The organism is Stenotrophomonas sp. STEN018 (genome assembly GCF_056760235.1).
In genome coordinates this window covers 1-20,638 of the sequence record NZ_JBRREK010000006.1, presented here as the reverse complement: position 1 = coordinate 20,638, position 20,638 = coordinate 1, and the positions used below count along the sequence as shown (strand labels likewise).

Annotated in this window: 16 protein-coding genes; 12 read left to right on the top strand and 4 right to left on the bottom strand. The window is 63.1% G+C overall.

Features of this window, described 5'->3' with window-relative positions:
- Window positions 1-117: 117 nt before the first annotated feature.
- Window positions 118-1,446 (top strand): GGDEF domain-containing response regulator, encoded by a 1,329-nt coding sequence (locus tag ACVOMB_RS03775; RefSeq protein WP_481529951.1) that lies wholly within the window; start codon window positions 118-120, stop codon window positions 1,444-1,446.
- Window positions 1,447-1,567: 121 nt separating this feature from the next.
- Entirely contained in the window at window positions 1,568-2,029 is a 462-nt protein-coding gene (locus ACVOMB_RS03770; protein ID WP_481529950.1) for a bacteriohemerythrin, read from the top strand.
- 138 nt (window positions 2,030-2,167) lie between these two features.
- Here the strand turns inward: ACVOMB_RS03770 and ACVOMB_RS03765 are convergent, their stop codons facing one another.
- Window positions 2,168-3,463 carry an MFS transporter gene (locus ACVOMB_RS03765; RefSeq protein WP_481529949.1) on the bottom strand — a complete coding sequence of 432 codons (1,296 nt, stop codon included), beginning with the start codon at window positions 3,461-3,463 and terminating at the stop codon, window positions 2,168-2,170.
- A gap of 484 nt (window positions 3,464-3,947) precedes the next feature.
- Here ACVOMB_RS03765 and ACVOMB_RS03760 point away from each other — a divergent pair, with 484 nt between their 5' ends.
- Both ACVOMB_RS03760 and ACVOMB_RS03755 read left to right on the top strand, forming a co-directional pair.
- Window positions 3,948-4,271 (top strand): hypothetical protein, encoded by a 324-nt coding sequence (locus tag ACVOMB_RS03760; protein ID WP_481529948.1) that lies wholly within the window; start codon window positions 3,948-3,950, stop codon window positions 4,269-4,271.
- 133 nt (window positions 4,272-4,404) lie between these two features.
- Entirely contained in the window at window positions 4,405-6,372 is a 1,968-nt protein-coding gene (locus ACVOMB_RS03755) for an oleate hydratase (protein ID WP_481529947.1), read from the top strand.
- Window positions 6,373-6,542: 170 nt separating this feature from the next.
- Here the strand turns inward: ACVOMB_RS03755 and ACVOMB_RS03750 are convergent, their stop codons facing one another.
- Window positions 6,543-8,045, bottom strand: coding sequence for an aldehyde dehydrogenase (locus ACVOMB_RS03750; protein WP_481529946.1), 1,503 nt, complete (start codon window positions 8,043-8,045; stop codon window positions 6,543-6,545).
- 155 nt (window positions 8,046-8,200) lie between these two features.
- On the opposite strand from ACVOMB_RS03750, the gene ACVOMB_RS03745 reads away from it, so the two are divergent.
- Genes ACVOMB_RS03745 through ACVOMB_RS03730 form a run of 4 tightly spaced genes read left to right on the top strand, consistent with a single transcriptional unit; the run spans window position 8,201 to window position 11,493 of the window.
- Window positions 8,201-9,082: a ParB N-terminal domain-containing protein gene (locus ACVOMB_RS03745; RefSeq protein WP_481529945.1), complete on the top strand. Its 882-nt coding sequence runs from the start codon at window positions 8,201-8,203 to the stop codon at window positions 9,080-9,082.
- A 51-nt stretch (window positions 9,083-9,133) separates the two neighbouring features.
- The gene (locus ACVOMB_RS03740; RefSeq protein WP_481529944.1) at window positions 9,134-9,778 is read left to right on the top strand and encodes a DUF5671 domain-containing protein; all 645 of its coding nucleotides are present in this window, start codon (window positions 9,134-9,136) and stop codon (window positions 9,776-9,778) included.
- Entirely contained in the window at window positions 9,775-10,203 is a 429-nt protein-coding gene (locus tag ACVOMB_RS03735) for a hypothetical protein (RefSeq protein WP_481529943.1), read from the top strand. The genes ACVOMB_RS03740 and ACVOMB_RS03735 overlap by 4 nt, the downstream gene beginning before the upstream one ends.
- A gap of 3 nt (window positions 10,204-10,206) precedes the next feature.
- Complete coding sequence (locus ACVOMB_RS03730; protein WP_481529942.1) at window positions 10,207-11,493, top strand: DUF445 domain-containing protein; 1,287 nt, start codon at window positions 10,207-10,209, stop codon at window positions 11,491-11,493.
- Window positions 11,494-11,642: 149 nt separating this feature from the next.
- On the opposite strand, the gene ACVOMB_RS03725 is transcribed toward ACVOMB_RS03730, so the two are convergent.
- A complete protein-coding gene (locus tag ACVOMB_RS03725) occupies window positions 11,643-12,944 on the bottom strand; it encodes an aminotransferase class V-fold PLP-dependent enzyme (RefSeq protein WP_481529941.1) in 1,302 nt (433 codons plus the stop codon).
- 2 nt (window positions 12,945-12,946) lie between these two features.
- Window positions 12,947-15,334, bottom strand: coding sequence for a TonB-dependent receptor plug domain-containing protein (locus ACVOMB_RS03720; RefSeq protein ID WP_481529940.1), 2,388 nt, complete (start codon window positions 15,332-15,334; stop codon window positions 12,947-12,949).
- 525 nt (window positions 15,335-15,859) lie between these two features.
- On the opposite strand from ACVOMB_RS03720, the gene ACVOMB_RS03715 reads away from it, so the two are divergent.
- From ACVOMB_RS03715 to ACVOMB_RS03700, 4 genes are all read left to right on the top strand, one after another.
- On the top strand, window positions 15,860-18,085 hold the full coding sequence (locus ACVOMB_RS03715) for a TonB-dependent siderophore receptor (protein WP_481529939.1): 2,226 nt from the start codon (window positions 15,860-15,862) through the stop codon (window positions 18,083-18,085).
- A gap of 109 nt (window positions 18,086-18,194) precedes the next feature.
- On the top strand, window positions 18,195-18,521 hold the full coding sequence (locus ACVOMB_RS03710; RefSeq protein ID WP_481529938.1) for a DUF3649 domain-containing protein: 327 nt from the start codon (window positions 18,195-18,197) through the stop codon (window positions 18,519-18,521).
- On the top strand, window positions 18,518-20,140 hold the full coding sequence (locus ACVOMB_RS03705; protein WP_481529937.1) for a PepSY-associated TM helix domain-containing protein: 1,623 nt from the start codon (window positions 18,518-18,520) through the stop codon (window positions 20,138-20,140). Before ACVOMB_RS03710 ends, ACVOMB_RS03705 begins: the two co-directional genes overlap by 4 nt.
- The gene (locus ACVOMB_RS03700) at window positions 20,137-20,466 is read left to right on the top strand and encodes a DUF3325 domain-containing protein (RefSeq protein WP_481529936.1); all 330 of its coding nucleotides are present in this window, start codon (window positions 20,137-20,139) and stop codon (window positions 20,464-20,466) included. Before ACVOMB_RS03705 ends, ACVOMB_RS03700 begins: the two co-directional genes overlap by 4 nt.
- The last annotated feature ends 172 nt before the right edge of the window (window positions 20,467-20,638 follow it).

Genomic DNA, 20,638 nt, shown 5'->3' with positions numbered 1-20,638 from the left:
TGAGCCGGGAGTGGTGAATCAGGAGCTGGGATTGGAAGCACACGGTTTCGCTCAGTCGCGCCCAGTCACTGCCGGTTTCCGCTCAAGTTCTTACGTCCGCCGCCGCTACTGGTTCCGATGCTCCCAACTCTCGCCACCGTAGCCAGTACGCCACAGGCCGCATTTGACAGTCCGTCGATCGCGCCGTTGCCGCAACGCATCCTGCTGGTGGAGAACTCGCGCACCTTCACCACGATGCTGCGCGAGGCCATCGAGCAACGGCTGGAGCTGCCTGTCAGTGTCGCCTCCAGCTTGGCCGAGGCCGGTGAGCTGCTGGATCGCGAGGATGGCTGGTTCCTGGTCCTGACCGGGCTGGTACTGGCCGACGGTGACCGCGACCAGGTGGTGCAGTACTTCGTCAATCGCGGGCTGCCAACCATCGTGGTCAGCAGCGTCTATGACGAGGACCTGCGCAAGCGCGTGCTGCAGCAGCAGATCATCGATTACGTGTTGAAGAACACGCCAGGCAGCATCGACTATCTGGTCTGGCTGGTGCAGCGCATGGAGCGCAACCGCCGCATCGCTGCCCTGGTGGTGGACGACTCGCCATCGGCCCGCGCCTATGCCTCCGCCCTGCTGACCATGTACGGCTACCACGTCATCGAAGCCGACGACGGTCTCTCGGCGCTACGCGCGATCGAGGCCGACCCGGCGATCCGGCTGGTCATCGTCGATGAGGAAATGCCTGGCATGCAGGGTGTGGAATTGACCCGGCGGCTGCGTGCGCTGCGTGCACGCGACAAGGTGGCGGTGATCGGCATTTCCGGCAATTCGGACCCGTCGCTGATTCCGCGCTTCCTCAAGAACGGCGCCAATGATTTCCTGCGCAAACCTTTCTCGCGCGAGGAGTTCTTCTGCCGCGTCTCGCAGAACGTGGACCAGCTGGAACTGATCGGCACCTTGCAGGATCTGGCCACGCGTGACTTCCTGACCGGCCTGCCCAATCGCCGTAGTTTCCTTGAGCAGAGCCAGCGCCAACTCAGTGCGGTCAACAACGGCGGCATGGTCGCCGTGGCCATGGTCGACATCGACCACTTCAAGCACATCAACGACAGCCTTGGCCACGAAGCCGGCGACCAGGCCATCCGTGCCGTCGCCTCGGTGCTGCAGGCCAATACCCGCAGCCAGGACATCAGCTCGCGCTTTGGCGGTGAGGAGTTCTGCCTGATGGTCAGCGGCATGGACACTGCCGCCAGTGCCGCCCACTTCGAGAAGGTACGGCAAGCGGTGGCCGCACTGCGGCTGCCGTTCGGCGACAACACCCTGAGCATGACGATCAGCATCGGCGTCTGCCGCATGCCGCTGCGCAGCGGCAACCTGCATCAGCTGATCACCGAAGCCGACCGTCAGCTGTATCTGGCCAAGGCTGGCGGACGCAACCGCGTCTGCAGCGCAGATACACACTGAAGCCCATCACTCTGATATCTGAATGAAATCGACGCCTCGCTGCAGGCATTGATCCAGATCAACGCGCCCGTCCGACCCGCTCCCTACAGTGCAGCTCAAAGCACACGAGGGAGAAGTGGCGGTGGCACTACTGATTTGGCAGGACGATCTCAATACGGGTGTGGAGGTCATCGACCATCAGCACATGCGCATCGTGGAGATGCTCAACCACCTTCACGTCGCCCAGAAAAGCCTGGAGCAGGTAGCCGTGGCAGAAGTCATCGACGAACTGGTGGACTACACCATGTCGCACTTCGCCTTCGAAGAAGAGCTGATGGAAGAGGCCGGCTACCCCTTCTGCGCCGCGCACAAGCGTGTGCATGAAGTGTTTGGCAAGCGCGTCTCCGAGTACCGCATGCGCTTCCAGTCCGGCGAAGACGTCACCGATGAATTGCGCAACATGCTGTCACGCTGGCTGTTCAACCACATCCGTGGTGACGACAAGGCCTATGCCGAACACGTCAAGCGCCACCTCAACCGCTTTGCCAAGGAGCATCAGGAAGGCAGCTGGCTCGGACGTACGCTGAAGCGCCTGTTTCGCTGATTCGTTTTGCAGGAACGGCGTGGCTGCAGACATCCCCCCAGATATCCCCTCCCCGCCGTTCCTGCGCTTTTATCGCTGCAGGAACGCCGCAAGGCGCACACGTCGCCGGTCTTGTGTGGGACCGGCAATAGTCGCGACTTACGGCGTCCCTGCGGCACCCTTCCGTTGCCAACGGCTGATGGCCAGCAAGGCCAAGGCCGTCAACACGGCGGTGATGCACAGGTAGCCGCCAACGGCAGCAATGCCGAATTTCCCGGCCAACCAGGTTGCCGCATAAGGTGCGGGCGCAGCCCCCAGAATGCCGGCCAGATTGAACGACAGCGAGGCGCCGGTATAGCGCACCTGCACCGGATACAGGCTGGCCAGCATGGTGCCGCAGGGACCGTAGGTCAGACCCATCAAAAACAGGCCCAAGGACAGGAACAACAGCACCTGCAACGGATGCCCGGCCTGGAACAAGGGCTGGAACAGCAGGCCGAACACGAAGATACCCAGCGTCGCCCACAACATCGCCTTGACCGTGCCATGCCGATCGCCATACAGCGCAGCCAGCGGAATGCCGGCAGCGAAGAACAGGATGCCGACCATCTGCAGCAGCAGGAAGTCCTCGCGCGCATAGCCCAGCACGGAAGTGCCATGACCCAGAGTGAACACCGTCATCAGGTAGAACAGCACGAAGGTGGCGAACGCCGCCAAGGTGCCCGCGACCACCGCAAAACCGTGGGTAACCAGCACCTCACGCATTGGCAGGCGCACGCGCTGGCCTTGATCCAGCGCCTTCTGGAAATCCGGCGTCTCACGGATGTTCAAACGCACCCACAGGCCTACGATCACCAGCAGCGCACTGGCAATGAACGGCACACGCCAGCCCCAAGCCAGGAAACTGGCGTCATCCAGAATCCGCCCCAGCAGCAGGAAGGTGCCGGCCGACAGCAGGAAGCCCAGCGGCGCACCCAGCTGCGGGAACATGCCGTACCAGGCGCGCTTGCCCGGCGGTGCATTCTCGGTCGCCAGCAACACCGCCCCGCCCCATTCGCCGCCCAGCCCCAGCCCCTGCCCGAACCGACACAAGGCCAGCAGCAGCGGCGCGATCACACCAATATCGTGATAGGTCGGCAGCAGCCCGATCGCCACCGTCGACAAGCCCATCGTCAGCAGCGCGGCGACCAAGGTGGCCTTGCGCCCGATGCGGTCACCATAGTGTCCGAACACTGCCGAGCCCACCGGCCGCGCGATGAAGGCCACCGCGAAGGTCGCCAGCGACTGCAGCAGCGCAGCGTCATTGCTGCTCTCCGGGAAGAACAGCTTGGGAAACACCAGCACCGCCGCGGTGGCGTAGATGTAGAAATCAAAAAACTCGATGGTGGTGCCGATCAGGCTGGCAGCCAGTACTCGGCGCGGGGAATTCAGAGGGGCGGAGGCGGCGGTCGACATGGTCGTAACAGAGGAAATAGTGGCCGCAGTCTGCCATGCAGCGCCGCAACGGCCGCCATTTGGTTGCAGCCGACACCGTTGCTTGACGAGGCTGCCGATTTCACCATGAAAGCAGGAAACTATTGGCACAGCTGGCGGTCACAGCATCGCCCCCCGCATGGATGCATTGCCGATGGCGAACACTTCCGGACGTTTCCGACACCCGCTCGCCCACCTGAGCGCCGCCATTACCGTCGTCGCGGTCCACGCAGCCCTTGCGTTATGGTTGTTGCAGCCACGCCAGCCGAGCTCGCCCGACGCCGGGCCACGCACCAGCCTGCGCTGGTTGCCGCGCCCTCCGAGCACAGCACCCGCCCTGCAAACCCCGCGCGCAGCTGCGCAAACCACCAGAACGAGGGGTTCAGCAAGATCCGGTTCCCGGCCAGCGACCGATCAGCTGCCGCTCGCGACTTCGTCGCAGCCAGCAGCTCCAGCCCCGGCACCGTTGAACCTGACCCTTGCCGAAGGCGCTACTGGTGGCAACCCACTGAGCGCCGACAGCTTCGCCCAGCAACCGTTTCGGCGCCTCAACCAAGACCCTGCATTTCGACATGCGCCACGCTACTTCCGCTTGAAGCCGCAGATGAGCCCGAGGCAGATGATCCAGGGCGTGGCGAACTACCTTGGTTTCTGGCCGCCCGGCTACGAAGTCGACCCCTGCAAACTGAGCCGGCGCGACGTCAACTATTTCCAGAACGCAGTGAGCGAGCGCGACCGCGACGCATTGCGCACGGCACTGCTGCAGGAAAGTGCGCGTTGCCGACACTGATCCCTCAATCGTGCCTCACGCACGATCACACCCTGCAGTTCCCCCAATTCACGGATATGTAACCCGTCCAGCCCAATCGCTGTTTAGGCTGGGACGCTTCGTTGTGCCCCCCCCCCACAGACCGGAGAACCTCATGACTGAATCCAACCCACGTTTCGAGCACGAAGCCGACGCCACCGCCCGCTACTGGCACAACACACCCCTCAACACGCTGCCGCCACCGGACATGGTCGGCAACTACCAGCGTTTCAAACCACTGCCGACCGAGGGCATCCAGACGCGCAAGGCGTGGATCGTCGGCGGCGGCATCGCCGGCATGGCAGCGGCGTTCTACCTGATCCGCGACGGCCATATGCCGGGCGAGAACATCACCATCATCGAAGGCGCTGGCATTGAGGGCGGCTCGCTGGATGGTGCTGGTAATCCAGAGGACGGCTACATCGTGCGCGGCGGCCGCGAGATGAACTGGAACTACGACAATCTCTGGGACATGTTCCAGGACGTGCCTGCGCTGGAGCTGCCGGAAGGCTTCAGCGTGCTGGACGAATACCGGCTCGCCAACGATGCCGACCCAAACTGGTCGAAGTCGCGGCTGATGCACAAACAGGGCCAGGTATTGCCCGACTTCACCCGCTTTGGGCTGAGCCGCAAGCAGCAATGGGAAGTGGTGAGCCTGCTGCTCAAGCGCAAGGACCAGCTCGATGACCTGACCATCGAAGATCATTTCAGCGAAGGCTTCCTTGCCAGCAATTTCTGGTTCCTGTTCCGCTCGATGTTCGCCTTCGAGAACTGGCACAGCCTGCTGGAGATGAAGCTCTACATGCATCGTTTCCTCGATGCCATCGACGGCTTTGGCGACATGTCGACCTTGGTTTTCCCCAAGTTCAACCAATACGACACCTTCGTCACCCCGCTGATCAAGCTGCTGCGCGAGAAGGGTGTGCAGGTAAAGCTCGGCACGCAGGTGCTGGACATGGACTTCGATGTGCAGGGTGAGCAGCGCACCGTCACCGCCCTGCACACACGCGGCAACCACGGCGACGGCCGCCTCACCGTCGCCCCGCGTGATCTGGTGATCACGCTGACCGGCTCGATGACCGAGGACACCGCGTACGGTGATCTGGACACGGTGCCGGTACTGAAGAAGCGCCACGGCGGTCCGGCCGAAGGCAGCAGTTGGGGGCTGTGGCGCAACCTTGCCAAGCACGCACCGGTATTCGGCAAGCCCGACAAGTTCTGCGGCGACATCGATCGCTCGATGTGGGAGTCCGCTACCCTCACCTGCAAGCCATCGCCGCTGGTCGACAAGCTGCGGGAGCTCTCGGTCAACGACCCGACCTCGGGGCGCACTGCCACCGGCGGCATCATCACCTTCACCGACTCCAACTGGGTGCTGAGCGTCACCATCAACCGTCAGCCACATTTCCCCGGCCAGCCCAAGGACACGGTGGTGATGTGGGTGTACGCGCTGTTGATGGACCAGCCCGGAAACTTCGTCAAGAAGACCATGCCTGAGTGCACGGGACGCGAGATCGTAACCGAACTGTGCCATCACCTGGGCATCGCCGATCAGCTCGACGCCATCATTCCGCATACCAAGGTGCGGCTGGCGCTGATGCCCTACATCACCGCCCAGTTCATGCCACGCGCGGCCGGCGACCGCCCGCACGTCGTGCCGGCCGGCTCCACCAACCTGGCGCTGGTTGGCCAGTTCGTGGAAACCGCCAACGACGTGGTGTTCACCATGGAAAGTTCGGTACGCACCGCCCGCATAGCGGTCTACAGCCTGCTCGATCTGCCCAAGCAGGTGCCCGACCTCAGCCCCACCCAGTACGACATCCGCAACCTGCTCAAGGGTGCGCGCGCACTCAACAACGGCGAGCCCTTCATCGGCGAGCGCTTGCTGCACAAGTTCCTGGGCGACACCTATTTCGCCCACATCCTGCCACCGCTGCCCAGCAACGAGGGCGAATCCACCCGCCGCGAGCGCCTGGAAGCCGAGCTGGCCGGGCTCAAGGACAAGGGCGGCGCGGTACTGCAGGGCTTTGCGCAGTGGCTGGACCGCTTTGCCGGCCAGCTGCGCAAGCGCGGTGATGACTGATACACCGTGAAGTGCTGCACGCATCGCCCCTCCCCTTTGGCGCAGCCAAGGGGGAGGTTGGGAGGGGGTCGCTTCTGCTGTTGCTTGTAGGGCTTCAAACGCCGGAGCCGAAACTCGACAGCAACCCCTCCCCAGCCCTCCCCTTGGCTGCGCCAAAGGGAGGGAGCAACTCAGCCTTCGAGATTTATCCAGGTCGCCTTCATCTCGGTGTACTTGTCGAAGGCGTGCAATGACTTGTCGCGCCCGTTGCCCGATTGCTTGTAACCACCAAACGGCGCCGTCATATCGCCACCATCCCAGTAGTTGACCCACACACTGCCCGCACGCAGGCCACGCGCAACACGATGCGCGCGCGAAACATCGCGCGTCCACACGCCTGCCGCCAAGCCGTACTCGGTGTCATTGGCCAGTTGCAAGGCGTGTTGCTCGCCATCAAATGCAATCACCGACAACACCGGTCCAAATATCTCCTCGCGGGCGATGCTCTGCAGCGGGCTGACTTCATCAAATACGGTTGGCTCGATGTAACACCCGCCGGCAACGACCTCCGCACGCTTGCCGCCCAGCAACAGCCGCGCGCCTTCGGCGCTGCCTTTCTCCACATAGCCAAGCACACGCTTGGTCTGCGCCTCATCCACCATTGCGCCCATTGCCGCTTTCGGCTCAAAAGGATGCGCAGGCTGCATATGCCGGCCGTGCTCGATCACCTTGGCGACAAACGCATCCTTGATCGAGCGTTCCACCAACAGACGCGAACCGGCCGTACATACCTCGCCCTGGTTGTAGAAAATGGCGTTGGCCGCTGCCTCTGCTGCCTTGTCCAGATCATGCGCGTCGGCAAACACGATGTTCGGGCTCTTGCCACCGCATTCCATGTAGGCGCGCTTCATGTTTGATAGGCCTGCACATTGCAGCAGTCGCTTGCCAACCGCAGTGGAACCGGTGAACACCAAACCGTCCACATCCATATGCAGCGCCAGCGGCTCACCTGCGCCCTTGCCACTGCCAGGCACCACGTTGAACACGCCATCCGGAACACCGGCTTCGCTGACCAGCTCGGCAAAACGCAGAGCGCTCAATGGTGACTTCTCCGAAGGCTTGAGCACCACGGAATTGCCTGCGGCCAGCGCCGGGGCGATCTTCCATGCCGCCATCAGCAGCGGGAAATTCCACGGCACGATAGCGCCGATCACGCCCAGCGGCTCGCGGGTGATCAAGCCCAGCTCGTTGGCGCCGGTCGGGGCGACTTCGCCATAGAGCTTGTCCACTGCTTCGGCCGTCCACTGGATGCAGCGGATCACCCCGCCGATATCCACCTGCCGTGCCTGCGCCACCGGCTTGCCCATGTCCAGGGTTTCCAGCAGGGCGAGCTCATCGGCATGCGCTTCTACCAAGGCCGCCAGCTTCAGCAATACCTGCTTGCGCTTGACCGGCTTCAAGCCTGCCCAATGACCGGCGTTGAAGCTGCGCCGCGCCGCCGCTACCGCATGATCGATGTCGAGCTGACCGCCGTCGGCGATACGCCCAAGCACGCGCCCGTCAATCGGGCTGATGCAGTCGAAGGTAGCGCCCGATACGGCATCCACATACTGGCCGTTTATGAACGCGCGGATACGCAGCGACAGGCCGTCGGCCAACACCTGCCATTGTTCGCGGATATGGGGACTGTTCATGGATGGTTTCCTGTGAGCAAGGCCTTGTAACAGGTGTTCATGGTACGCCGGCCACCGTAGCGCACCGGCACGGACCTGTTATTTTCCGCAAATACAAGGGTTGGCCGTGGCCCCTGCTGGCTTCACAATGCCGCTCCACGTTTCCGGCAGCGCTCATGGACATCATCGTCAACGAAGAACTCAAGGCCTATATCGATCCGCTCACGCAGGACGAGCACGATGCGCTGGAGCGCAGTCTGCTGGCCGAGGGCTGCCGCGACGCACTGGTGCTGTGGGGCGATGTACTGATCGACGGCCACAACCGCTACGGCATCTGTTCCAAGCACGGCATCGCCTTCAATACCGTGCAGAACACCCGCTTCAAGTCGATGGACGACGTTCATCTTTGGATGATCGAGCAGCACCTGGGGCGCCGCAGCGTGTCCGATTACCAGCGCGGCGTGCTTGCCCTGCGCAAGCGCGACATCCTGGAAACCCGCCGCCGCAGCGAGCAGGAACAACTGCGCCGCGAGAGCGAAGGTGAGGCTGCGCCCAGCGCTGCCGCCGACAGCGACAGCCCGCCGTGGGACCCGGCACCCAAGCTGTCCAAGGCTGATCTGGCCCGCGAAGCCAAGCTCAGCCCCAGCCAGGTGACGATGATCGAAAAGATCCACGACCACGCCACCGCCGAAGTGATCGAAGCGATGCGGGTGGGCGCGATCTCGCTCAGCGCGGCAGCCACTGTGGCCAGCCTGCCTGAAGACGAGCAGCGCGCGGCGGCGCGTGGCGGCAAGGACGAGCTGAAGCAGGCGGCAAAGCGCGTGCGTGATGCCAAGCGCAAGCCCAAGGCGACGCGTGACGATGCCGATGACGAATCGCAGCCGCTGAGCATGGCCGAAGCCGATGGCCTCGACGGCAGCAGCGACAGCGCCGAAGTGCAGGCCCTGCGCCAGCGCGTGACCTCGCTCACCGCCGAGAACCAGGCCCTGCGCATGGAACTGGACGCACTGCGTGCGCGCATGCTGGCCGCACAGGTCGAAGAACCCATCGACGCTTGATTGCGCTGAGCCGGCACCCTAGGCTGCGGTCATCCCTGCAAGGAGCATGTGATGGCCTCGGCCTCTCCCGAACTTGAAACCTTTGTCCGCGACGCCTTGATGCGCGGACACAGTCGCCAGCAGGTCAGCGGCGCATTGCTGGCCGCCGGCTGGAGCGAACAGCAGATCAGCGGCGTACTCGATGGCTGGGCCGAAGTGGATTTCCCGCTACCGGTGCCACGCCCACGCGCCTCACTGTCGGCGCGCGAAGCCTTCGCCTATCTGGTGCTGTTCAGCACGCTGTATTTCTTTGCTTGGAACCTGGGCAGCCTGCTGTTCCAGCTGATCCAGTACGCCCTGCCCGACCCGGCGGATCCGGATTGGCAGCTGATGCGGTTGAGCGGAGGCATCCGCTGGGCGATCTCGGCATTGGTGATCGCCTTCCCGGTGTTCGTTTTCGCCGCCCATCGCGTCAGCCGCGACGTGGACAAACATCCAATCAAGCGCTTGTCGCCAGTACGCCGTTGGTTGACCTATCTGACCCTGTTCGTGGCGGCAACCGTGTTGATTGGCGACCTCACCGCACTGGTATTCAACCTGTTGAGCGGCGACCTCAGCCTGCGCTTTGTGCTCAAGGTGCTGGTGGTCGGCGTGATTGCCGGCACCGTGTTCGGTTATTACCTATGGGACCTGCGCCAAGAGGAGGTCGAGTCATGAGCCGCACCGCTTGGGGCACCCGCGTACTTTGGGCGACCGGCATCGTCACTGCAGCAGCCATCGCAGCCGGCGTCTGGGTCATCGATTCGCCATCCCAGCAACGGCTCAAGCGGCTGGATGATGCACGCGTATCGCATCTGCGGACGCTGGAGACAGCGGCCGGCAACTACTGGCGCGAGAACGACGCGTTACCGCCCAACATCCTCGCCCTCGCCGCGCAACCCGGCATGATCCTGACCTACAAGGACCCTGCTGGCGGGCCCGATTACAGTTATCGGCCCCTGGATGCCACCCACTACGAGCTGTGCGCGCAGTTCGACACCAGCACTGCGGACGGCCCCCAACGCGGCAATGCCGGCGAGTGGGCGCATCCAGCCGGCAATCATTGCTTCCGCCGCACCGCGAGCAAGAAGGACGGCGAGTAAACCGTGAGCCCCCAGGCCGATCCGCGCCGCGCGCAACTGCGACGGCTCAAGCTGTACGCCGTGGCGATGCTGCTGGCGATGCTCGCCGGCTTCATCGTCAGCCACGTCAACGGCGAGCGCGGCGTGTGGGCCTGGGTTGGCGCCTTCTGTGAGGCGGCTACTGTTGGCGCTCTCGCCGACTGGTTCGCGGTGGTCGCCCTGTTCCGACGGCCACTGAACCTGCCGATTCCGCATACCGCCATCATTCCGCGCAACAAGGAGCGCATCGCCGACAGCTTGGCGGTGTTCGTCCGCGACCACTTCCTTGAACCAGAAGCGCTGCTGGCCAAGCTGAAGGTATTCGACCCGGCCACCCGTCTGGGCGAATGGCTGGCACAGCCCGCGCAGGCAAAGATGCTGGCAGGCATGGCGCGTGGCTGGGCGGTGCAGGCATTGGACCTGCTCGATGAAGCGGCCGTGCGCCGTTCCATTCAAGGCTTCGTCGTTGCCCAGTTGCGGCAGTGGAACGCAGCAGGAACCGCGGGCGAACTACTGGGCCTGCTTACCGCCGACAACCGCCACCAACGCGTGCTCGATGAAGGCCTCACCCGCGTCGCGCACTGGCTGGACAACGACAAGGTACGGCAGCAGGCATCCGCCCTGATCGTGCGCTACATCCGCAAGGAATGGCCGAAGCTGGCCAGCACCGTGGACTGGGTCAAACCGATCGATGAGATCGGCGACTCACTGGCCGACAGGCTCGCGCGTGCAGGGCTGGAAGAACTGCAGGCGATCCTGTCGCAGCCCGAGCATCCGCTGCGCCAGGATTACGCGGCATGGATCGCCGACTACATCCGCCGCCTGCGCGAAGACCCGGCCTTGGCTGCCAAGGTCGATGCGCTCAAACAGCAAGTCATAGACCATCCGGCGGTACAGGAATATGTGCAAGGGCTTTGGCAGCGTGTGCACGACTACCTGCGCGCGGACCTTTCGCGCGAAGACTCCGCTCTGGCCGCACATCTGGAACGCAGCCTGGGCAAGCTCGGCACCACCATCGGCAACGACCCTGCCCTGCGCGACGCCTTGAACCAGCACATGTTGGCCGGTGCCGAGAAGCTCACCAATCGCCTGCGCAGCGGCGTCACCAGCCATATCGCCCAGACCGTGAAAGCCTGGGATGAAAAGAAACTGGTCGAACAGTTGGAACTCAGCGTCGGCCGCGACCTGCAATACATCCGCTACAACGGCACCCTGGTAGGCGGCCTTATCGGCCTGCTGCTACACGCCCTGACCGGCTGGCTGAAGTTCTAACAGCACCGTTGTAGGAGCGGCGTCAGCCGCGAAACTAGCATCCCTTCAACCCGGCGATATTTCTGCAATCCACAAAAGCCAGCCGCATCTTTCGATTGCGGTTGATCAGTGAAATTGAATACGCGTCAGCTTCGCGGCTGACGCCGCTCCTACAAGCTTCCTGCTACCGCCCGCACTGCATCCACCAGCCGATCAATCTGTGCGGTCGAGGTAAATATCCCCGGCGTCACCCGCACGCAGGCGCCCTGCGCCAGACCGTCACGATGCACGGTGAACACACCGTGCTGTTCCAGCAACTGCCGAGCAATCGCCACGTTCTGCTCAATCGATGTGCGCCCGTGCAGCCGGAACGATGAAATCGCGCTACTCAATGCCACCTCGTCGCTACCCAGCAACTGCACGCCAGGCACTTCGCGCACCCCATCGCGCCAGCGGTTACGTAGCAGCAACAGGCGCTCGCGCTTGGCCTGCACACCGATAGCGGCATGAAAATCCAAGGCTGCAGGCAGCGCAAGGAAGGCCGCAAAATTGGCCGTACCAGTATGGATGCGACTGGCGATACCGCGATCCGGATCGCCCATATACGGGTCGATATCCGCCACCCGCCCGCGCCGCACATACATCGCGCCTACACCGACTGGAGCGCCTATCCACTTGTGCAGATTGATCCCGACAAAGTCAGCCCCCAATTCGCCAACCTGCATGTCCACCTGACCCACCGCATGCGCGGCATCGACGATCACATCCACACCGCGCGCCTTGGCCAACGCTGCAATCTCGGCGACCGGCAACAGCATGCCGTTGCGGTGATTCACCTGGGTCAGCAGCATCAATTTCAGGCGCGGATACTTGGCCAGCGCATCGGCATAGACCTGCACTACCGTCGCCGCATCGCAAGGTTCCGGCAGCACAATCGCCACCGGCTCAGCTCCGCGCCGCTGCCGCAGCCAGCGCATCGCGGTGATGGTGCTGTCGTAGTCGATATCGGCATACAGCACCTGGTCACCCGGCTGCAGGCGGTTGTAACCGCCGATCATTGCCTGCAAGGCTTCTGTCGCGCCGCGGGTAAGTACCAGTTCGTCTTCGCCCACGCCGAGGAAGGCTGCCAAGCGCTGTTGCACCGACCGCGCCCGCTTCGGGAACTCGACGCGGCCAAACCAGGCATTGCCTTGATTCACTTCGGCAGTGGCCTGTTGATAGGCCTGCAATACCGGCCGCGCCATTGCTCCCCAATAGCCGTTATCAAGCATCACCACCTCATCGGTGAGCTCGTACTGGGCGGCTACTGCCGCCCAGTACGTCTCATCCGTGGCCAACTGCGCGGCAGACCTGCCTGCCGGTGCGCTTGGCAGTGACGCTGTTGGCGTGGCCGAAGCCAGCGCCCCGGCAGCAGTGCCCATTAGCGGCAATATGGCCGCCGAGCGCAGGAGACGACGTCGATTGGTATCCATGCTTAGAACTTCAACCGGTATTCGGCGTAAACATTGCGGCCATCGGTGTCGTAAGGCGCGTTTCGCGAATAGATCAGGCCGCGGCTGGCCTGAAAGGTCGCTTCATCTGGATAGCGGTTGAATACATTGTCAGCACCCACCCGCAGCCAGTGCATCGCATTGATGCGGTAAGTCACTGCCAGATCGAAGAACTGCATGGCGCCAAAGCGCTGGAAGATGTCGCCGCTGGCATTGCCCGAGGAGTCGGTCCACGCGCCATAGTGGCGCAGCTTGCCAAGTACGCTCCAACTACCGATGTCGTAGTTGGCACTGAACGTGCCCTTCTGCCGTGGCAGGCGCTCTTCGAACACCACACGCTGACTGGCATTGGTCGCCACGCCGGTATCGCCCTTGTCGACCTCGGTCTTGTTGTAGTTCCAGCCCACGGTCAGGTTCAAGCGGCCCGCCCCCAGATCGGTGGCGTAGCTGCCAACCAGATCGATACCACGCGTGGTGGTGTCGAAATCATTGGTGAAGTAGCTCACCGAGGTATAACCCATCGGGTTGGCGACGCCGGCCGGAATCTGGAACGAAGCCGACTGGCTGAAGCGATCGGTGACCTTGATGTCGTACAGGTCCACAGAGCCCGAGAAGCCAGCATCGTTGCGCCAGGTCAGGCCCAGCGATGCGGTGCGCGACTGCTCCGGCTTCAGATCCTTTGCGCCCAACATGCGTGCCAGCGGATCGCTGGGCGACAGGCGTCCGGAGGTGAACACCTGCAGCGTCACCGTATCCAGACCCTGCTGGGTATTGGTGGTGTAAAGCTGGCCAGGCGTCGGCGCGCGGAAGCCAGTGGACACCGAGCCGCGCAGGGCGAAATCCGGGGTGAACTCGAAGCGAGAGGACAGCTTGCCATCCACGGTCTGGCCAAAACTTGAGAAGTGCTCGTAGCGCGTTGCAGCGCCCACGCTCCAGCGCGCGGTCATCGGCACTTCCACGTCGACATAGGCGGCGTAGCTGCGCTGATCCCAGCTGCCGGCATTGGCAGGACTGAAGCCAGGCGCACCGTTGGAGTTGCCCGCCAGGCCCGCGACCGCACCAGGGCCGATTGCATACGACGCCGGATCACCTGCATCCACGCCATAGGTCTCCTCACGGAACTCGGCACCGAACGCGACATTCACCGGCGACGCCAGCGCGGCCAATGGCAGGCTGTAAACGAAGTCGGCGTTGAGGTTGCGCTCTTCCTGGCTCAGCCGACCGAGGTAAAACGAGGTAGGGCTGTCCGGCCCCAGCGAGGCATTGATCGAATTCCCCAGCGTGTACTCGATGCGGTTGCGCCCGTAGCTGCCACTTACATCCCAGTCCAGATTCTCGCCAATACGACCGCGCACACCGAACAGCAGCTGCAGATCGTCATAGTCGGTGCCGTACTTCGGGCTGAAGCCAGTCGGGTATAGCGTGCGCACATCCCAGCCCGGGAACACCGCCGTGGTGTTGTAGACCGAGGCGGTGCCATCAGGGTTGCGCCAGTTGAAATCACTCAGGCCTTCGCCCCTGCCATACAGGCCGTAGCCGTAGATCTCGGTGGTTTCGCCCAGGTAGTGCTTGAGGTTGAAGCCTACGCGTTTGTTCTCAAGCTCCGGCTGGCCCCAGCGCTGTACCGGGTTTGGCACTTTCAATTCAGGGTGTTTGTTCTGGAAAGCGATTGCATCTGCGCGCTGACGGGTGCGCGAGGTCGCATCGGAATTGTCGTAGTCAGCGAACAAGGACAGGCTGCCGGCATCACCCAACGCGATACCGGTACGTGCACCGACGTTGCGCGAGGTGCCATCGCCTTCACTGTATTGCGACAGGCCCATGCTCACTTCGGTGCCAACGCTGTCATCGAGAATGATGTTGATCACGCCGGCAATCGCATCGGAACCGTACTGCGCCGAGGCACCGTCGCGCAGCACTTCGATACGCTGGATCGCGCTCTTCGGGATCTGTGCCAGATCCGGCCCCTGCGCGCCACGGGCACCCAGCAGTGCCGAGCGATGAAAACGACGACCGTTGACCAGCACCAGGGTCTGATCCGGCGACAGACCACGCAGCGTGGCCGGCCGTACGAACACCTGACCATCATTCATCGGCATGCGTTGCACCACGAACGAGGGCACCAGCTGCGCCAGCACGTCGGCAAGATCAGACGACTCGATGCCCTGGATTTCCTCCTGCGAGAACACATCGACCGGTGCCAGCGTATCGAACTGGGTGCGGTTGGAACCACGCGTACCAGTGACGATCATCGCGTCGAGGTTGGTCGCCTTTGCTGCTGGCGTCGCCCCTACCTGTTGCGCATGTGCCTCGCTTGCCACGCCACCAAATACCACCAATCCAACTGCAATCGACAACGCACAACGCTTCACTGGCTGCTCCGGAATTCGAAAGACTGCTTCAGGCAAGTGCCTGCAGGGAGCTTCGCATTCTCGTAACAACCTGTTGCCCAGCGATGACACATACAACACAACGCGCTGTTGAATGAAGCAAGCAGACATTCGCTCCTACTGCTCGTAATCGTCATCAATGGGCACGCACCAGCGCTCCCAACAACACCCCGCGAGAGATATCGCGCACGCGTCAGCGGCATGACGATGCGAGCGCAACCAGCACAGAAGCAATGACACATCCGCTTGCTTAATTAAATGCGAACAATTATCGTTACCACCTAGGCAGTACGCCCAGCCTCGTGCGACATGGATGTTTCACTCCATCCCGCCACGCCCCGTGTACCCCCGATATCCGAACTGATGCCACGCGCGCCGTAGCCGGCTGCGCCGTGCATGCAGGCCAGCTGACGGGAGCGGCACTACCCGGGGCATCCGCGCATGGCGTGGACTGCGCCGTGGGCGATTCCTGTGGTTGGCAATCCTTTTGCCCAACAGGAATCCATCATGCTCTCCCGCCCAACCCTGCCCCGGCCCGCGTTACTGGCCACCGCACTTTCTGTCGCCCTCTGCAGCGCAGCCGCCTCCGCGTGGGCGGAAGAAGCGGCGCCTGCCGCCACCAATCTGGATACGGTGAAAGTCGTCGCAGACGCCGACATCCCCACCTCGTACACGGTCAAGCAGGCACGTACCGCCACCAAACTGGACTTATCGCTGCGCCACACTCCGCAGTCGGTCACCGTACTTACCCGCCAGCGCTTGGATGACATGGGCCTGTACGCGATGTCCGACGTGATGGGCCAGGTAACCGGTGTGCATGTGGCGGTCACCGACAGCGAGCGCATCAACTTCGTCTCGCGTGGCTACACCATCAACAACTTCCAGGTTGACGGCATGCTCAATACCTTCGGCGGCTACATCAAGACCAACAACGACAGCGTCATCTATGACCGCATCGAAGTGGTACGCGGCGCCACCGGATTGACGACGGGCGCAGGTGACCCGTCGGGCACCGTCAACTACGTGCGCAAGCGCCCTACCGACGAGTTCGCGATGAGTGCCAACCTGATGCTCGGCCGCTGGGGCAACCAACGCCTGGAAGCAGATATCGGTGGCCCGGTCGCACTGGATGGCCGCGTACGTGCGCGCATCGTCGCCGCCAAGCAGCAGAGCGACTCGTTCCGCGACGTCTATCAGATGGACAAGAATGTGTTCTACGGCATTGTCCAGGCTGACCTGAGCGACAGCACCCTGCTCGAAGTCGGCTACGAATACCAGTCGCCGGAAACTTCCGGCGTTACCTGGGGCGTGGTGCCTTACTGGGGCGTCGACGGCAAGCCGGCCAACCTGCCGCGTTCGACCAACCTGTCGGCACGCTGGAGCCGCTGGCCAATCGTCGAGAAGACCGCATTCGCACGACTGGAACAGAGCCTGGGCCATGACTGGGCGATCAAGGCCAGCTATACCCGCTCCAAGCGCGAGACCGAGGGCAATGTCTGGTACGGCGCGGCAGGCTACCCGCGTCCGGACGGCACCGGCGTGGTCGCTTACATCGGCGCCTTCGGCGAACGCGGTGACATGCAGGTATTCGACCTCAACGCCGGCGGCCCGTTCAAGCTGTTCGGACGCGAGCACGAGCTGGTGGTCGGCCTCGGCCAGTCGGTGCGCAAGGGGGAAGTCCCGGGCTCGGATTTCGACTATGCCGACGGCTATGACAAGGTACCGGATTGGCGTCACTGGACCGGCGACGTGGCGCCGCTGCAGGTCAATCGTTACAACTGGCTGTCCTCGCAGGATGAGCTCAAGCAGCGCGCCGCCTATGTTGCTGCACGCCTGCAGCTTGCCGATCCGCTGATGGCGGTGCTCGGTGCACGCTACGGCAGCTGGGAAACCCGCAGTTGGGAGTACGAACGCGACACGTCCGGGAAACTACTGGGCACCACCCGTGGCGGTTACAAGCCGGATGACTCGCTCACTCCGTATGCAGGCCTGATCTATGACTTCAGCAAGTCATTCAGTGCCTACGCCAGCTACACCGACATCTTCCAGCCGCAGAACTACCGCGACAAGAACAACAACTACCTGGAACCGGTGGTTGGCGATATGTGGGAAGCCGGCGTCAAGGCCGAGCTGTTCGACGGTCGCATGAACGCATCGGCAGCCGTGTTCAAGGGCGTCAAGGACAACGTTGCCGAAGTCGATGACTCGGTACCGGAGGCTTCCCTGCCCGACGGCTCCACCGCCTACCGCTCAACCGGCAAGGGCAACAAGGTCAAGGGTTGGGAAGTGGAAGCCCAGGGCAGCATCAGCGAACACTGGAACCTTTCGGCCGGCTATGCACACACCGTCATCCGCAACAAGGACGGCGTGCGCCAGAACACCACCACGCCGGTCAACACCTTCCGCCTCAATACCGGCTGGCGTCCAGGCGGTGCCTGGAGCCGCTTGTCGCTGGGTGGCGGCGTCACCTGGCAGAGCGAAATCTGGCGCATGAGCAACCGCCCGGCGGATGACTACATCACCAGCGGAAAACGCTACAAATATCCCATCACCCAGGACGCGGTGGTACTGGTCAACGCGTTTGCCGGCTACCAGTTCAACGACAACTTCTCCGCGCAGTTGAACATCAACAACCTGCTCGACAAGAAGTACTACAGCAACGTCGGCTTCTATGACGGCGTCAACTGGGGCGAGCCGCGCAACGTGCGTTTGAGCCTGCGCTGGAAGCTGTAATCCCTCCAGGGAAACCACTGCTTCGCGGTGGCGGCCAGGGACGGCCGACTTATTCCACGCCACCGGCTTTGCCGGTGGCGTCCGTATTGATCCGACTTTGCAGGTTCCCGTGGACAGCACGCCTCTCGCCAGCCCTTGGTACACCCGTCTTGGCAGTTTCTTCGCACGCCCCTGGTTGGGCGTGTTGTCACGCTCGCTTGCCGCCATCGTCGGCGGCTACGCACTGGCTGCCACATGCTCGATGTTCTTCGCCGTGGCCTTGCCGATCCCCCGCAGCCAGGCGGTGTTGACCGGCATGCTGGTCGCCATCGTGCTGTGCGCCTGCGCCGCACTGTGGGCGTTCGCCACCCGCAGCGCGCTGCGTGCCTGGGCTGGCATCCTGATCCCGATCGCGCTGTTGTGGTTGGGCACACAGTGGTTTGGAGCTGCAGCATGAAGAACGGATTCCGCCAATCGATGGCGTGGCTGCATACCTGGACTGGCTTGCTGGTTGGTTGGTTGCTGCTGCTGATCTTCATGGCCGGCACGGCCAGTTATTATCGCGAGGAAATCAGCCGTTGGATGCGCCCTGAGCTGCCACGCAGCACCGTCAGTGCCGACGATGCCGCCGCCCGCGCGCTAAGTTTCCTGCAGCGCAAGGCACCGCAGGCCGAGAGCTGGAGCGTCACCCTCCCCGACGCCCGTAATCCAGCGCTGCGTATGTTCTGGCGCAATCCCGAATCGATGGTCAAGCCGCCAGTCGAGGGCGAAAAACGCCGCCGCCGTGGCGGTGGCCGCTTCGGTGACGCCACCGTTGACCCCAACACCGGCAATGAAGTCGCCGCTCGCGAAACCCGTGGCGGCGATTTCTTCTACCGCCTGCACTTCGACCTGCATTACATCCCGGTGGTGTGGGCACGCTACATCGTTGGCTTCTGCGCGATGTTCATGCTGGTGGCGATCATCACTGGCGTAATCACCCACAAGAAGATCTTCAAGGACTTCTTCACCTTCCGCCCGCAGAAAGGCCTGCGTTCGTGGCTGGACTTCCATAACGTCAGCGCGGTGATGGCACTGCCGTACCACGCGATGATCACCTACACCGGCATCGTCACCTTGATGTTCATGTACCTGCCATGGGGCGTGAGCACGGCCTATCCAAAGGATGAAGATGCGTTCTTCAGTGAAGCCTTCGCACGCATGGCCGACATCGAATCACCGGGGCAAGGCCAAGCGGTGCCAGTGCCGATCCAGCAGTTGATGGACAGCGCGCGCAAGCACTGGAACGGTGCCGAGATCGGCGGCTTCACCGTGTACCGGCCCGGCGCGGCCAACGCGGTGATCGATATCCAGCAGCGCGATGGCAAGCGCCTGTCGGTGGATACTCCGTCGCTGCGCTATGACGCAGTCAGTGGCGAGCTGCTGGAAGCCAGCCCCAACGCCGGTGGCGCAACGCAGACCCGCGGCGTGATGTATGGGCTGCACCTGGCACGCTTCGCCGATTGGGGCCTGCGTGCTCTGTTCTTCGTGTCCGGGTTGATCGGCTGCCTGATGGTGGCCAGCGGCGTGGTGCTGTGGGCGGTGAAGGAGCGGCCCAAGCATGCCAAGTCCGGCAAGACCGGTTTCGGCCTGCGTCTGGTCGATGCCTTGAACATCGGCGCCGTCGCCGGCCTGCCGATTGCCTTTGCCGCTTATTTCTGGGGAAATCGATTGTTGCCGGTGCAGCTGGCCGAGCGCAGCGACGCCGAGGTCAGCGTGTTCTTCTATGCATGGGGTGCGTCGCTGTTGGCAGCCTTCATCTGGCCGAAGCGGATGATGTGGGCATGGCAGCTGTATCTGGGTGCGGCGTTGTTTGCCTTGATCCCGTTGCTCAATGCCTTGACCACACCGATGAACCTTGGCGCGACCATCGCTGCCGGTGATTGGGTTTTGGCCAGCTTCGACCTGACCATGATCGCCTTTGGCGCGATGCTGGCGTACTGCGGCTGGCGCATGCAGCACTGGCAGCCGCCACTGAGCGCCGCCGAGAAGAAACGCCGGCAACAGGCCGCTGTTGTCGCGGAGGCCGGCGCATGATGCTGCTTGCACTTGGTTTGTCGTTCGCTGCGTTTGCGGCCTTGTCGCTGGCGATGGAGAAGCATCAGCTGGAGCTGCATGGCAAAGCCGGTGCCAGTGCCACGCGCATGCGGCTATGGCGTTGGCTGGGCTGGGGTCTGCTGACTGCCGCGTTCGCGCTGTGCGTATGGCGCAACGGCTGGGCGCTTGGGCCGGTGTGGTGGTTGGGCGCAATGACCATCGCCGGCCTGCTGCTGGCGTTCGGCCTGTACCCGTACCGGCCGCGTTGGATCGCGCCGTTGGCGTGGGCCTTGCCGGTCGCGGGGATGGCGGCGGCAAGCCTGTAGAGCCGAGCCATGCTCGGCTGGAAGCGTTACCTGTAGTGCCGAGCCGTGCTCGGCTGGAAGCGTTACCTGTAGAGCCGAGCCATGCCCGGCTGGAAGCGTTACCTGTAGTGCCGAGCCATGCTCGGCATGGGCTTCACAGGTAAGGCCTCTGCCGAGCATAGCTCGGCACTAC